We start from the raw sequence: 14376 nt of genomic DNA, 5'->3' as shown, positions 1-14376 counted from the left end.
GCGGCCGCTCGAGCGGTCCGGGTTGCGTGCAACTTTCCATACGCCGTATGGTGAATGTTCCATACGGCGTACGTTTCTGTGGTGCACCGCGGCATCGACCGGCGCCCCTGCCCATCCCTCCACACAGAGGAACAAGCCATGACCACGAACTCCGCGAACGACCTTCGCCCCATTCGGTCCCCGCGCGGGATCCCGCTCCTCGGCCACACGCCGCAGATCCCCGACACCAACCCGGTTGCGTACTTCGGCGAGCTGTCCAAGCAGTTCCCTGAGGGCCTCTACGGCATGGACATCGCGGGCATCGAGCAGGTCTTCGTCTACGACCCGGATCTGATCGCCGAAGTCTCCGACGAGACACGATTCTTCAAGCAGATCGAGAAGACGCCGCTGCAGCACGTCCGGGACTTCACGGGCGCGGGCCTGTTCACGGCCCACCAGCGCGAAGAGGAATGGGGCATGGCGCACCGGATCCTCCTGCCGGCCTTCAGCCAGCGCGCCATGAAGAACTACTACGGGCAGATGCTGGAGATCGCCCAGGACCTGGTGGGCAAGTGGGAGAGCAGGGAGGGCCAGCCGGTCAACATCACCGACGACTACACCCGGCTCACCCTGGACACCATCGCCCTGACGGGGTTCGGCTACCGATTCGACTCCTTCGCCAAGGAGGAGCTGCACCCCTTCCTCAACGCGCTGCTCGAGTCGCTGATCGAGTCGCTGCGGCGCTCCCAGGAGCTACCGATGATGACCAAGCTCCGCAAGGCCGACGCCAAGAAGTACGGCGAGAACATCCAGCTGATGCAGGACCTGGTCGGCAGTGTGATCAAAGAGCGCCGTGAGGGGCAGGGCAGCACTGAGGAGGACCTGCTGGGGCTGATGTTGGAAGCGGTCGACCCGGAGACCGGCGAGCGGCTGTACGACGACAACGTCCGCGACCAGGTAGTGACGTTCCTGATCGCCGGTCACGAGACCACCAGCGGTCTGCTGTCATTCGCCACCTACTCGCTGATGCGTAACCCGCACGTGCTGGCCCAGGCCTACGCCGAGGTGGACCGCCTGCTGCCCGGCGACACCGTCCCGGACTACGACACGGTCATGCAGATGGACGTCATCCCGCGGATCCTGGAGGAGACCCTGCGCCTGTGGGCTCCCATCCCGGCGATCAGCAAGGCCCCGCTGGAGGACACCGTCATCGGCGGCCGCTACGAGCTGAAGAAGGGAACGCGGGTCAACCTCCTCATGGGCCCGCTGCACACCCACCCCAACGCATGGGACCGACCGCACGAGTTCGACATCGACCGGTGGCTGCCGGAGAACCGGGTCCAGCAGCACCCGCACGCCTACAAGCCGTTCGGTAACGGCGTGCGTGCCTGCATCGGCCGCCAGTTCGCGCTCACCGAGGCCCGCCTCGCCCTCGCGCTCGTCCTGCAGAAGTTCAAGTTCTCCGACCCCAACGACTACAAGATGGACGTCCGGGAAGCGCTGACCCGCAAGCCCGGCGACTTCAATCTCGTCGTACGCACCCGCCAGGAGCACGAGCGGACCGTCTTCGGCGCTGCGGACCTGGAGACCAACGACACTCAGCGGCAGACCGCGGTCAGCGGCGTCGGGGTGAACCTGACCGTCGCCTACGCCTCCAGCCTGGGTTCCTGCGAGGACCTGGCGCGCACCATCGCCGACCGCGGCGAGCGCTCCGGGTTCGGCACCACGCTGATCAGCCTGGACGAGATGGGCGACAACCTGCCCACCGAGGGCCTGCTCGCCGTCGTCGCCGCCAGCTACAACGGCAAGGCCCCCGACAACGCCCAGCGCTTCGACGACCTGCTCGCCGCCGGTCTGCCCGAGGGCTCACTGTCGAACGTGCGGTTCGCGCTGCTGGGCGCCGGCAACACCCAGTGGGTGGCCACCTACCAGGCCTTCCCCAAGCGGATCGAGGAAGGCCTGCTGGCCGCCGGCGCCACCCCCGTCATCGAGCGCGGCATCGCCGATGCCGCTGGTGACTTCGATGGCATGGCGAGTCGCTGGATGGACACCCTGTGGGCCACCCTGGCCGAGGAGTACGCCGCAGACACCTCCGAAGCGAGCGGCCCGCGCTACCAGGTCCAGCTGCTCACCGAGGCCGACGTGCGCCCTGCCATCGTCTCCGAACAGGCCTACCCCCTCACGGTGGTGGCCAACGAGGAACTCGTGGCCGACGCGACCGGCCTGTGGGACTTCCAGATCGAGCCGCCGCGCCCGTCCGCGAAGTCCATCACCATCGAGCTCCCCGAGGGTGTCACCTACGACACCGGCAACCACCTGGCCGTCTTCGCCAAGAACGAACCGGCGCTGGTGGGCCGCACACTCGCCCGGCTCGGCGTCGACCGCGACCAGGTGCTCCGGCTCGACCAGCCTGCCGGCGGCCGCACCCACCTGCCCGTGGGCACCCCCGTCACCGCAGGCCTGCTGTTCACTGAGTTCCTGGAGCTGCAGGACGTGGCCACCCGCTCCCAGATCCAGGCCCTGGCCGAGTACACCGAGTGCCCGTGGACCCGGCCGCAGCTGCAGGCCTACATCGCCGACACCACCGAAGCCGAGGAGCGCTACCAGAGCGAGATCCTGGGCAAGCGGGTCTCCGTGCTGGGCCTACTGGAGCGCTTCCCCGCGGTCGAGCTGCCGCTGGCCGTCTTCCTGGAGATGACGGGCCCGATCCGTCCCCGTTTCTACTCCATCTCCTCAGCCCCGCTGGCTAACCCGCGCCAGGTGCGCCTGACCGTCGGCCTCCTCGAAGGCCCCGCGCTGTCCGGTGACGGCCAGTACCGCGGCACCTGCTCCTCCTACATCGCGGGCCTCGAGCCCGGTGACGTCTTCTACGGCTACGTGCGCGTGCCCTCCCCGACCTTCGCTCCGCCGGCCGACCCCGCCACGCCGCTGATCCTCATCGGCCCCGGCACCGGCATCGCGCCGCTGCGCGGCTTCCTGGAGGAGCGCGCCTGGCAGCACGAGAATGGCACGCAGGTGGGCCTGTCGCAGGTGTTCACCGGCTGCCGCCACCCGGAGCACGACTACTTCTACCGCCAGGAGATGCAGAACTGGGAGCAGTCCGGGATCGCCCAGGTCCACACCGCCTACTCCGCGGTGACCGGCCACGCGGCCCGGTTCGTGCAGAACGCCATCGCCAACACCGCCGACACGGTGTGGCAGGCCATCGAAGACGGCGCGTACATCTACGTCTGCGGTGACGGCCGCCGCATGGCGCCCGCCGTGCGCGAGGCCCTCGCCGCGATCTACCGCCAGCGGACCGGCGCCGACGACGAGGCCGCCCAGCAGTGGCTCGCCCAGCTCGAGGCCGACGAGCGCTACCAGCAGGACGTCTTCGCCTGATCCCCCGACGCCGGGAGGGCGTGCGGCGGTCCTGACCCCGCACGCCTCCCGGCCACCACAAGCCCGCCAGACACCACTCACGGCACCGATCGGCCCGAACCGCCGGGAGTGCCGCTCACAGAAAGCAGCTCACCATGGACACCATGCTCGCCGGACGCTTCTACGTGGACTCGAAGAAGTTCGTCGTGGAAGAGGTCCCCGTCCCGGTGCCCGGCCCGGGCGAGGTGCTCGTCGAGGTCAAGGCCGCAGGCGTGTGCCTGTCGGACGTCCACCTGCTCGACGGCTCCCTCGCCCCGCTCTTCCTGGAGTCCGACGCGGTCACGGTCGGCCACGAGGTCGCCGGTGTCATCCACACGCTCGGCTCCGACCTCAAGCGCGGCCTGACTGTCGGCACCCGCGTCGCCATCGAGGCCGGCAAGGTCTGCGGCCAGTGCGAAGGCTGCGTGCGCCGCCGCCCCTGCACCGAGGTTCGTACCGCCGGCATCGACTACGACGGCGGCTGGGCCCACTACATGGTCACCCCGGAGGAGACCCTCGTACCCATCCCCGACAACCTCCCGTTCGACCAGGCCGCGATCATCCCCGACGCGGTCTCCACCCCCTACGCCGCCGTCGTCGCCACCGCAGGCGTACGACCCGCCCAGTCCGTCGGCATCTGGGGTGTGGGCGGAGTCGGCGCGCACAACGTCCGCGTCGCCCGCCTGGCCGGCGCCGCACCGATCATCGCCGTCGACCCGCTGCCCAGCGCCCGCGAGCGCGCCCTGTCCTTCGGAGCGGACCTCGCGCTCGACCCGGCCGCCCCCGACTTCGCCGAGCAGGTACGCAAGGCCACCGCTGGAAAGGGCCTGGACTTCGCCTTCGACTGTGCCGGCGTGCCCGCCGTCCGCGAGCAGGCCGCCTCTGTGCTCGGCATGGGCGGCTCCCTGATCCTGGTCGGCATCACCCCCAGGCCGCTCACCATCACTGAGGGCCTGACCTTCAACTACATGATGAAGCAGGTGCGCGGCCACTACGGTGCCACCCCCGAGGGCGTCGTCGAGCTGGTGCAGCTGGCTTCCAGCGGGCGCCTCGACCTGGCCCCCTCCATCACCGACCACCTCCCGTTGGCCGAAGCCGCCGACGCGGTCCGCCGACTGGAGAACAAGATCGGCGACCCGATCCGTCTCATCCTCGTCCCCTGATAACTGAACAGAAAGTTCATCAAGACCACCTCGGGCAGGGGTGAGTGGGCGCCGGTGCTTGAGGGGGCACCGGCGTCCACGGCTTTCCGGTATCCAGGCGGCCTGGCCGCCGACTCCGGCTCAGGTGAGCTCGGGCACGGGCGCCGGTGACCTCGCCGTGCGCTCGATGCTGCGATCGCCGGCTCGGAAAGTGAGCTGACCCCTTGTGCCGCGGGCCGCGGAACCGCTGCCGCCGACTCGTAGCTGAGTGCCAGAACCCGACGTCCCCCGAAGCGGCGCACAGTCCGCCCGCCTACGGCCGCACGGCCCATCCACCTCCGGCACAGCGGAGACCGCCCACGGTCAGGACGAAGGCATGTTCGCGGACCACGTCCCCGCCACCCGTACTCGCGCTGGCGCTGGCGCTAAAAGCGCTGATGCTGGCCCTCGCCGAGGAGAACGTCGTCGTATCCACCCCGGCGGATCTCACAGGGGAGGCTGCCGTGACCATGCTTCTCGTCGCCTGCGCTCCGCGTCCGGAGCATTCTGTGTGCGGCAGAGGGGCATCGACGGCGCTCCGAGCCCTCGCGGTCGACATGACCTGGACGACGCCGCATCAGACGAGGGTGGGCAGAGGGCGCCGGATGACTTCATGGGCGTCGTCCGGGGGGACGCCCAGCATGCGCAGGGACATTTCGGCCAGGTCGGAGGCGGTCTCGTCGCCGTCGAGGTCGGGGCGGGCCAGCCGCAGGGCCACGAGGGACATCAGGGTGCCGCCTACGGCGGACAGGGCGGTGGTCGCGTTGCTGCAGGTGAAGCGGCCCGAGGCGATGCCGACCTCCAGGTCGCGCAGGGCTCGCGGGGCGAGTCCGCGGTCGGAGTGAATGTAGGCCAGACCGCGGTCACGCAGGATCTGCATGAGCTCCGGGTGGGAGTCGGCCATCTGGGCGGTGAGCCGGAAGCCCACCGCGACGAGCTCGGCCGGGTCGTCGATCCCTTGTACGTGCTCGTCGATGATCTGCCCGAACTCCTCCAGGGCGTCCGTCACCGCGGCGTCGAACAGCTCCGTCTTGGACTCGAAGTGGTTGTAGAAGGAGCCGAAACCGACGTCCGCGCGCTCGGCGATGGCCTGGATGCTGGCGCTGGTGTCCCCGGTCTCCGCGAGGATGTGCCGGGCCGCACGGATGAGCGCCTGACGGGTCTCGGCACGGCGCCGCTCGAAACGGTTCTTGGTCGGGGCTGACGTCGGCATACGGCGAGTGTAACAACCGTCGCGATGAGTATGCCATCACTGATGAAAGCATCAATTCTTTGGTCTCACTCTATTGACGACGAGAAACCGCATAGTTGATGATTTCCTCATTACAGCAATGTTGCCTGGAGGACACCATGTCCCGCACCCCCGTTAACAGAGCCGCTCCTCAGACGCCCCACCAAGACCTCCACAGCGAGCAGGGCGCCCTTCGCGGCGAGCATCCCGGACGCTCACGGAACCCGGTCATCAAGGTGGTGGACTTGGCCTGGCTGGAGTTCGAGAAGCCGGACCTGGACAGGGCCGAGGTGTTCGCGCGCGACTTCGGGTTCGCGACCGCCGCCCGCACCGAGGAGGAGCTGTGGCTGCGTGGCACGTTCGCGGGCCCACCTTGCATGGTCATCCGGCGCGGGCGTGCGTCCCGGTTCATCGGGCCGGCGTTCCGCGCGGCCGAGCGGGCCGATCTCGACCGGCTGGCCCGCGTCACCGGCAGCACGGTCCGGGACATCCACGTGCCGGGCGGTGGACAGTCAGTCACCATGCTCGACCCCTCGGGCCTTCCGGTCCGGGTCGTGCACTGCGCCGAACAGCTGCCCGCACTGCCCGAGCAGCCCCCGCTGGTCCTCAACTTCGGCACCGATCAACGCCGCACGAACGCCACCCAGCGACCGCCGCGTGAACCGTCCCGTATCCAGCGGCTGGGTCATGTGGTGCTGGAGACACCAGTGTTCGCCCGCACCCTGGACTGGTACCTGGACACCCTCGGACTGATCGTGTCCGACTTCCTGTTCCTGGACGGACAGCGCGGGCGCGGTCCGACGATGGCGTTCATCCGCTGCGACCAGGGAAGCATGGCAGTCGATCACCACACGCTGGCCCTGCACCTGGGGCCCGGCACCGGCTACGTCCACTCCGCCTACCAGGTCACCGACCTCGACGCTATCGGAGCCGGCGGCGAGTACCTGGCCGAGCGCGGCTACCAGCGCAGCTGGGGCATCGGCCGGCACATCCAGGGCAGCCAGCTCTTCGACTACTGGCGCGACCCCGACCACTTCATGGTGGAGCACTTCGCCGACGGCGATCTCTTCTCCTGCGACCTCGAACCCGGGTGGGCGCCGATGTCGGCGAGCGGTCTGGCCCAGTGGGGCCCGCCGGTCACCCGCGACTTCCTGGGCACCAACCCGTCCCCCGCCAAGCTGCGCGAGGTCATGACGGCCCTGCGCGGCGACAACGAACTCGACCCCGCACGCCTGCTGGGCCTGATGAAAGCGATGAGCTCATGAGCACCAATATTCTGCGCACCACCGACGGCTGGTGGGTCGTCCGGGACGAACGCGCCGTCCGCATCGAGACCAAGGCGGTCACCACCGCCGACTTGCTCGCCGACCGGGACGCGGTCCGCGAAGCCGCCGGCTCCGCCGAGAGCGGCACGCCCGTCGCCGACCTGGTGGCGCTGCCTCCGGTGACCACGCCATGCCGAGTGGTCGCCCAAATGGTCAACTACCGCAGCCACGCCCGCGATTCGGGCTTCACCGGCGACGTACCGCCCACCTTCTTCCGTAAGGCGTCCGGCTCGATCAGCGGCCCGCACGAGGAGGTCGTCCGCCCCGCGCACGTGAAGTTCCTCGACTACGAGGTGGAACTGGGCCTCGTCATGGGCGCACCCCTGCCCGTGGGCACAACCGTCAAGGAGAGCGACCTGCCGCACTACGTCGCCGGTCTTGTCCTGACCAACGACGTCAGCGCCCGCGACGTCCAGCTGACCAAGACCCAGTTCTACGAGAGCAAGTCCTACCCGACCTTCACTCCCACGGGGCCGTACTTGGCGCTGCTGGAGCCCGAGGACTTCGCCCATCTGCTGAACCTGCGGCTGCGGCTGTCGGTCAACGGCGCGCCGCGCCAGGACCGCACACTCGCCGACATGATCGTACGACCCGCGCAGGCCCTCACCCTGCTCGCGCGCTTCCAGACGCTCGAGCCCGGCGACCTGCTGCTGACCGGCACGCCCGGCGGCACCGCACTCAAGGCTCCGCCCAAGCCGGTCGCGAAGATCAGTGCCCTGCTGCCGCCCGCGGTGAAGTGGAAGGCGTTCTTCAAGGGCCAGGCCAAGAATCCGCACTACCTGCGCAACGGTGACCTGATCACCGCTACGATCGCCACCCCGGACGGGCGGATCGACCTGGGCGAACAGCGGAACGCCGTTACGGACGCCACGTGAGCGCCACTTCCCGGAAACCGGTGGTGATCATCGGTGCGGGACCCGTCGGCGTCACGGCCGCCCTCCTGCTCGCCCGGCACGGAGTGCGCAGCCTGCTTCTCGAACGCCACCCGGACATCTACCCGTTGCCGCGCGCTGTCGTCGCGGACGACGAGATCCGCCGGATCCTGCAGAGCGTCGGTGTCCACGAGGAGTTCGCCGCCGTCGCCCGCCCGGCGCGCGGGCTGCGGCTGCTGGACCCCCGGCGCCGCGTGATCACCGAGTTCCCGCGGTCCCTGCACGGACACCACGGCTTCCCGCAGACCAGCATGTTCGACCAGCCGGAGCTGGAACGCCTGCTGCGCGAGGCTCTGGCGCGCCGCCCGGAGTGCGAGCTGTGGAGCGGGGTGGAGGTCGTGTCCGTCACCCAGGACGCCGACGGATCACACGCTCCGACGGGTCCGGTCCAGGTCACTTTCCGCCGCGACGGCAGCGACGAGGAGGAGCACGTGCGGGCCGATGCTGTCCTCGGCTGCGACGGCGCGGGCAGCCTCACCCGCGACGCCATCGGCGCCGTCTGGGAGGACCTGCACTTCGAGGAGACCTGGCGGGTCATCGACGTGCGCACCAGCCTCCCGGTGCGCACCTGGGAGGGCGCCGAGCAGATATGCTCCCCCACCCGGCCGGCCACGTTCATGCGCGTCGGGGAGGACCGCTACCGCTGGGAGTTCCGGCTCGCCGAGAGCGAGCACCTGGACGGCCCGGACGGGTGGGAGCGCCTGCGCGAGCTGGTCGCCCCGTGGGTGGACCTGCCGCCCGACGCCTCGCCGGGCGACGACTTCGAGGTGATCCGGCAGGCGCAGTACACCTTCCTGGCCCGCCTCGCCGACCAGTGGCGCCGAGGGCGCGTCTTCCTGCTGGGCGACGCCGCCCACCTCACCCCGCCCTTCGTCGGGCAGGGTCTGTGTGCGGGCCTGCGTGATGCCCACAACCTCACCTGGAAGCTCGCTCGCGTCCTCCAACAGGGCGCACCCGACGGGCTGCTGGACACTTACGAGCGCGAGCGCAAACCGCACGCCCGCCATGTGATCCGCGTCGCGGTCGCCGTCGGCTGGGCCATGACCGGCGGCCAGGACCGCGGTGCGGCGTTCCGCCGGGCCGTCGTGGGCACGCTCTGTCGCATCCCCGGCGCGACCGCGGCGGTGAGTCGTGACCTCAGCCCAGCCCTGACCGCGGGCCCACTCGTACGGCGCCGTCCCCGGCTGACCGGGCGCGTACTGACCGGCACTTTCTGCCCGCAACCGTATGTACTGCACGACGGCAGGCGAGTGCGCCTCGATGACGCGCTCGGCAACTCCTTCGCCGTCCTGACCACCGTGCCGCCGACCGCGCAGATGACGGCCGTGGCCACAGCACTGGGCTCACCCACGATCCACCTCGACGACCTGGGTGACGACCACACCCTGGCCGCCTGGCTGGCACGCGGCCGGGCGGACGCCGTGCTGCTGCGCCCCGACCGCGTCGTGCTGGACACCGTCCCGGCCGGCACCGGCGCCTTCACGGACACCGCCGCCTGGGCTCCCCTGCTGCACACGGCCCGCCATACCGCCGATGTTCGGCCCGTCCCCTGACGAGGAGCACCACGCCATGACCACCCCGCACCTCGCACCGTACCCGGAACCCTTCTTCACTCCCGATCCGGAGGCGGCCGCGCACAGCCGCATCGCGGACTTCGCCCAATGGGCCACCCGGCACAAGGGTGCCCCTGGCGCCCACGAACCCACCGACTACCAGGCCCTGTACCGCTGGTCGGTCACCGACCTGGAGGGGTTCTGGGCCGCGGTGTGGGAGTACTTCGACATCGATGCGACGACTCCGTACCAGTGTGTGCTGGCCGAGGAGACCATGCCCGGCGCCCGCTGGTTTGCCGGCGCCACCCTCAACTACGCCCACCATGCGCTGCGCAACCTTCGCCCGGACGCGCCCGCGATCACCGCGCTGGACGAGACCGGAGCCGGCTACGAAATCACGGGCCGGCAACTGCGCGCCCGGGTCGCCTCCGTCGCAGCCACCCTGCGCGACCTGGGCGTCGGACAGGGCGACCGGGTGGTGGGCTACCTGCCCAACACCCCCCACGCCATCATCGCTTTCCTTGCCACCGCCAGCCTGGGCGCGGTGTGGTCGGTGTGCGGCCAGGACTACGCACCCAAGGCCGCCGCCGACCGCTTCGCCCAGCTCGAACCCAAGGTCCTCATCAGCGCGGACGGCTACCTCTTCAACGGCACTACGCATGACCGCCGTGCCGCCTCACTCGAACTGGCCGCCGCCCTGCCAACGCTGAAGGGCACGGTGGTCGTGGAACACGTGGGCCTTGCCTGGCCCGAGGGCGGGCACCCGGGTCTGACGGTGCCCTGGGATCACGCGGCCACCCGCACCGAGGACCTCTCTATTGCCCCGGTGCCGTTCGATCACCCTCTGTGGGTGGTGTTCTCCTCCGGCACCACCGGCGTGCCCAAGGGCATCGTCCACGGGCACGGCGGGGTTCTGCTCGAACATCTCAAGATGCTCGGCCTGCACTGCGATCTGGGCACCGGGGACCGCCTGCTGTGGTACACCACCACCCACTGGATGATGTGGAACCTGGTCGTCTCCACCCTGCTGACCGGTGCCACCACCTGCACCTACGACGGAAGCCCGGCACCGCAGGCGCGCCCGGACATCCTGTGGGAGCTGGCGGCCTGCCACAAGGTCACCCTCTTCGGCACCAGCCCCCAGTACCTGCTGGCCATGGCCAAGCTGGGCATCGAACCCTCCGCGCACGACCTGTCGGCAATCCGCGTCATCGGCTGCACCGGCTCCGCTTTGCCCGCCTCCACCTACCCCTGGGTCCGCGACCACGTGGGCGCAGGCGTCCAACTGGCCTCCACCAGCGGCGGCACGGACGTCGTCTCCAGCTTCGCCGGCAGCGCCACCACGACCGCTGTCTGGGCGGGAGAGTTGTCCGCCCCCAGCCTGGGCGTGGCGCTGGCCGCCTACGGCGAGACGGGCACCCCTGTCCTCGACCAGGTCGGCGAACTGGTCGTCACCCGCCCCATGCCGTCCATGCCGCTGTATTTCTGGAACGACCCCGACGGCAGCCGCTACCACGACGCCTACTTCGGCGCCTACCCCGGTGTGTGGCGGCACGGCGACTGGATCACGCTCACCTCGCACGGCTCGGTGATCGTCCACGGCCGCTCCGACGCCACCCTCAACCGTAACGGCGTGCGCCTGGGCAGCGCCGACATCCATGACATCGTCGAACGCCTACCCGAGATCATCGAGGCCCTCGTCATCGGCGCGGAGGAACCCGACGGCGGCTACTGGATGCCGCTCTTCGTCGTCCTCGCCGACGGGGTCGGCCTGGACGACTCCCTGCGCGACCGGATCCGCGACGCGATCCGCACCGGCGTCTCACCCCGCCACGTCCCCGACGAGATCCTCGCCGTGCCGGCGCTCCCGCACACGAAGACCGGCAAGAAGCTCGAGGTTCCCGTCAAGCGCCTGCTCCAGGGCGTCCCCACCGAGCAGGTCCTGAACCCCGCGGCGGTCGACAACCCCGACCTGATCGCCTACTTCGCCCGCCTGGGCGCGGAGCGGAACAAACGCTCAACACACCACACATGACGTCGGTCAGGGAACCACAGGCCCACGTGACAGCACCGGGTCCTTGTGCCCCGCCCGGCTCCGCAAACCCCGTCCCCACGGGGTGGTGCCGGGGCGGTCAACCCGCCCCGGCACCACACACATCCGAAGTAAGAGAGAAATGATGAGCATGACCGACCGCGAACCGCAGACCCTCGACGTCCTTGACGATCCCGGACGAAAGGTGCTGTTCACCGAGGCCCGCACCGCGAACACCTTCGCCGAGGTGGCCGTTGCCGACGACGAACTCGCCATGATCTGGGAACTCGCCCGCTGGTCGCCGAGCGCCGCCAACGGTCAGCCTCTGCGCGTGCTCTTCGTGCGCACCCACGAGGGCAAAAAGCGACTGGCCCGGCATCTCGACGAGGGCAACAGAGCCAAGACGCTCAGTGCGCCGGCCGTGGCGATCCTGGCGTACGACATCGACTTCCACGAGCAGATGCCGACAGTCTTCCCGGCCCGCGGCGAGATGCTGCGAGCGGCCTTCGCCGACCAGGCCGAGAAGCGCGAGAGCATCGCAGCATACAACTCGGCACTGCAGACCGGGGTCTTCCTGCTCGCGGTGCGCGCAGCGGGGCTCGCGGCGGGTCCCATGGCCGGCTTCGACAGGGCCGGCGTGGACGAGGAGTTCTTCACCGGTACCAACTGGCGTTCGCATCTGGTGGTCAACATCGGCCACCCCGGCGCCGACCCGTGGTTCCCGCGGCTGCCCCGCGTGCCCGTCGAGGACGCCGTCACCTGGGCCTGACGGCCCCTGCCGCCGGGTCACCCGGAAGCCGAAATCCGAGCACCGAGAGTGGTCGGCGTGGAGGTGAGAGGCCCCATGACGTGAGCGCCGGTACTCTCTTGAGTACCGGCGCTTACTTCTCCCACGCCTGCGGCCAGCCGCACCAGTTCGTGGATGCGCTGCTTGCCGGTGCTTTGTCCACTGCCGGGCGAGACCTGGGAGGTGAGGGGCGGCCAGGCGGAGCTGGCGGCTGTTCGGCACAGCAGTGCGCCACCGCGACAAGGGATGACGTTCTCCGTCCGAGCCAACGCGTCACCCGCTGTCAGTCGGCCTGCCGCTCGGCGGGGCGCAGCCCGGCGGTCCACTTCTCCTCGATACGTCCGAACTTCCACACGGCCAGGGAAGCAGCCCACGGGGCGAAGAAGAGACCGACGACGGCGAAGCCGATGGTGTTCAGGTCCAGGTGGCCGTCCAGTCCCAGAACATGCCGTGCAGGCCGGCCTTGTCGGCAAGCAGACCCAGCGGCTCGGCGGTGCCGATGATCAGCGCGGCGGCGACGGGCAGGCCGGTGATGGTGAGGTTGTAGTAGACCTTCCGTACCGGCTTGGAAAAGGCCCACTCGTAGGCGAAGTTCATGAAAGAACCGTCGATGGTGTCGAGCAGGCTCATTCCGGCTGCGAAAAGGACCGGCAGGCAGAGAAGTGGCGTACCAGGGCAGGTCGGAGACCGCTCCGGAGCCGGCCAGCACCAGGAGAGCTACCTCGGTGGCGGTATCGAAGCCAAGGCCGAGCAGCAGGCCGAGCGGATACATCTGCCTGCCATGGCCTGGTGATCGACTTCATCACGCGCCCCAGCAGGCGGTTGACGAGGCCGCGGTTGTTGAGCTGTTGCTCCAGCGCGGCCTCGTCGACGTGGCCGCAGCGCATGGAACGTCCCGGAGACGGTCGTGCCGATCAGCTGGGTGACGTGGTGTAGTTCGGAGTTGTCGTCGCGGACCGGTCCAGCGAGGCCTCTGACTCCCAGGGAGAGTACGAGGGCCAGCCCGAATACGACGCTGGAGGTGCCCCAGGGAGAACCAGAATCCTACTGACAGGGGGCGTCGGCCCTCCTCCATGAGCTTCCGGGTGGTGTTGTCGATCGCGGCGATGTGGTCGGCGTCGAACGCGTGCCGCATGCCCAGGGTGTAGGCGCTCACCCTGATGCCGATCCCGAAGCCCTTGGCACCCAGGCTGTAGTGCTCCGGCACCACGATCGCCACCAGCATGAACCACCCGATGACATGCAGCGCGATGATAAACGTGGGCATTCCGGCGCCGGCCCCACTCGACACGGCTCATCGAGCCGGATATACGGCGCCAGCGTGAAGGGGGCTGCCGGGGTGCGTGCCTGTCATGCGTGGCCTTCCTTCGCTTCTCGGGCCAGGTCAGTGGCGACGTGCGGCGTCGCACGGGCGCCCGGTAGGCGGAAGGGGTCTTTGACCCGCTCCCGCCTACCGGGCGCTTCATACGCGTTCAGACGACGTGCACTGCTGAGCCCGCGGTGCACCCGGCGCCGGTCTCACCTGCCGCGGCTCCAGTCGTGGTGGGACCCGTTCCAGTCGTCCCGGTAGTTCCAGATGCGCTTCCAGTCGCGGTCCTCGTCATCCCAGCGGTAGAAGTGACCGTGGCGGTCGTACCGGTACCAGTGGTTGTAGCAGTCGCTGTACTGCGGGTCGTAGTAATGGCGGTTGCCGTAGTCGCCCCAGCAGTAGTAGTTCTCCTCGTGGTTGTGCCGGTAGGCGACGTTGTGGTGCCAGCGGCTGTCGTCGGCCTTGACACTGACGGCTGAGGGCTGGACATGCGCGGATACAGGAGTCACGGCCGAGGCAGTGCCGCCGGCGCCGAGAACGGCTCCACCCGCGACCGCGGCGGAGGCGGCAGCGAGAGAAATGCGCTTCGTGAGCTTCCTCATGGGTTTCCTTTCAAGTGGGCGCGATCCGCGATCCCAGCGATTGCTC

At 69.4% G+C, this 14376-nt stretch carries 9 protein-coding genes and 1 pseudogene; 7 read left to right on the top strand and 3 right to left on the bottom strand.

The window, feature by feature from the left end; all coding sequences use genetic code 11:
• The first annotated feature begins 138 nt into the window (after positions 1–138).
• Together ACFYP5_RS37545 and ACFYP5_RS37540 are read left to right on the top strand one after the other, a co-directional pair.
• Entirely contained in the window at positions 139–3360 is a 3222-nt protein-coding gene (locus tag ACFYP5_RS37545) for a bifunctional cytochrome P450/NADPH--P450 reductase (RefSeq protein WP_389044311.1), read from the top strand.
• 134 nt (positions 3361–3494) lie between these two features.
• A complete protein-coding gene (locus ACFYP5_RS37540) occupies positions 3495–4541 on the top strand; it encodes a zinc-binding dehydrogenase (protein WP_389044308.1) in 1047 nt (348 codons plus the stop codon).
• 595 nt (positions 4542–5136) lie between these two features.
• Here the strand turns inward: ACFYP5_RS37540 and ACFYP5_RS37535 are convergent.
• A complete protein-coding gene (locus tag ACFYP5_RS37535) occupies positions 5137–5772 on the bottom strand; it encodes a TetR/AcrR family transcriptional regulator (protein ID WP_389044306.1) in 636 nt (211 codons plus the stop codon).
• A gap of 137 nt (positions 5773–5909) precedes the next feature.
• Between ACFYP5_RS37535 and ACFYP5_RS37530 the strand changes: the two genes are divergently transcribed.
• From ACFYP5_RS37530 to ACFYP5_RS37510, 5 genes are all read left to right on the top strand, one after another.
• Complete coding sequence (locus ACFYP5_RS37530) at positions 5910–7055, top strand: VOC family protein (RefSeq protein WP_389044302.1); 1146 nt, start codon at positions 5910–5912, stop codon at positions 7053–7055.
• Positions 7052–7990: a fumarylacetoacetate hydrolase family protein gene (locus ACFYP5_RS37525; protein WP_389044299.1), complete on the top strand. Its 939-nt coding sequence runs from the start codon at positions 7052–7054 to the stop codon at positions 7988–7990. Before ACFYP5_RS37530 ends, ACFYP5_RS37525 begins: the two co-directional genes overlap by 4 nt.
• Positions 7987–9600, top strand: coding sequence for a bifunctional 3-(3-hydroxy-phenyl)propionate/3-hydroxycinnamic acid hydroxylase (locus tag ACFYP5_RS37520; RefSeq protein ID WP_389044297.1), 1614 nt, complete (start codon positions 7987–7989; stop codon positions 9598–9600). Before ACFYP5_RS37525 ends, ACFYP5_RS37520 begins: the two co-directional genes overlap by 4 nt.
• A gap of 16 nt (positions 9601–9616) precedes the next feature.
• Complete coding sequence (locus ACFYP5_RS37515) at positions 9617–11635, top strand: acetoacetate--CoA ligase (protein WP_389044296.1); 2019 nt, start codon at positions 9617–9619, stop codon at positions 11633–11635.
• Positions 11636–11783: 148 nt separating this feature from the next.
• Positions 11784–12401: a malonic semialdehyde reductase gene (locus ACFYP5_RS37510; RefSeq protein WP_389044293.1), complete on the top strand. Its 618-nt coding sequence runs from the start codon at positions 11784–11786 to the stop codon at positions 12399–12401.
• 301 nt (positions 12402–12702) lie between these two features.
• Here the strand turns inward: ACFYP5_RS37510 and ACFYP5_RS37505 are convergent.
• Together ACFYP5_RS37505 and ACFYP5_RS37500 are read right to left on the bottom strand one after the other, a co-directional pair.
• Positions 12703–13717: pseudogene (locus tag ACFYP5_RS37505) on the bottom strand (HoxN/HupN/NixA family nickel/cobalt transporter).
• Positions 13718–13937: 220 nt separating this feature from the next.
• Entirely contained in the window at positions 13938–14330 is a 393-nt protein-coding gene (locus tag ACFYP5_RS37500) for a hypothetical protein (RefSeq protein WP_389044292.1), read from the bottom strand.
• Positions 14331–14376 lie beyond the last annotated feature (46 nt).

This window comes from Streptomyces sp. NPDC005262 (genome assembly GCF_042872425.1).
GTDB lineage: Bacteria > Actinomycetota > Actinomycetes > Streptomycetales > Streptomycetaceae > Streptomyces.
The sequence above is the reverse complement of the archived record's forward strand: the minus strand, read 5'-3'. Positions and strand labels throughout refer to the sequence as shown.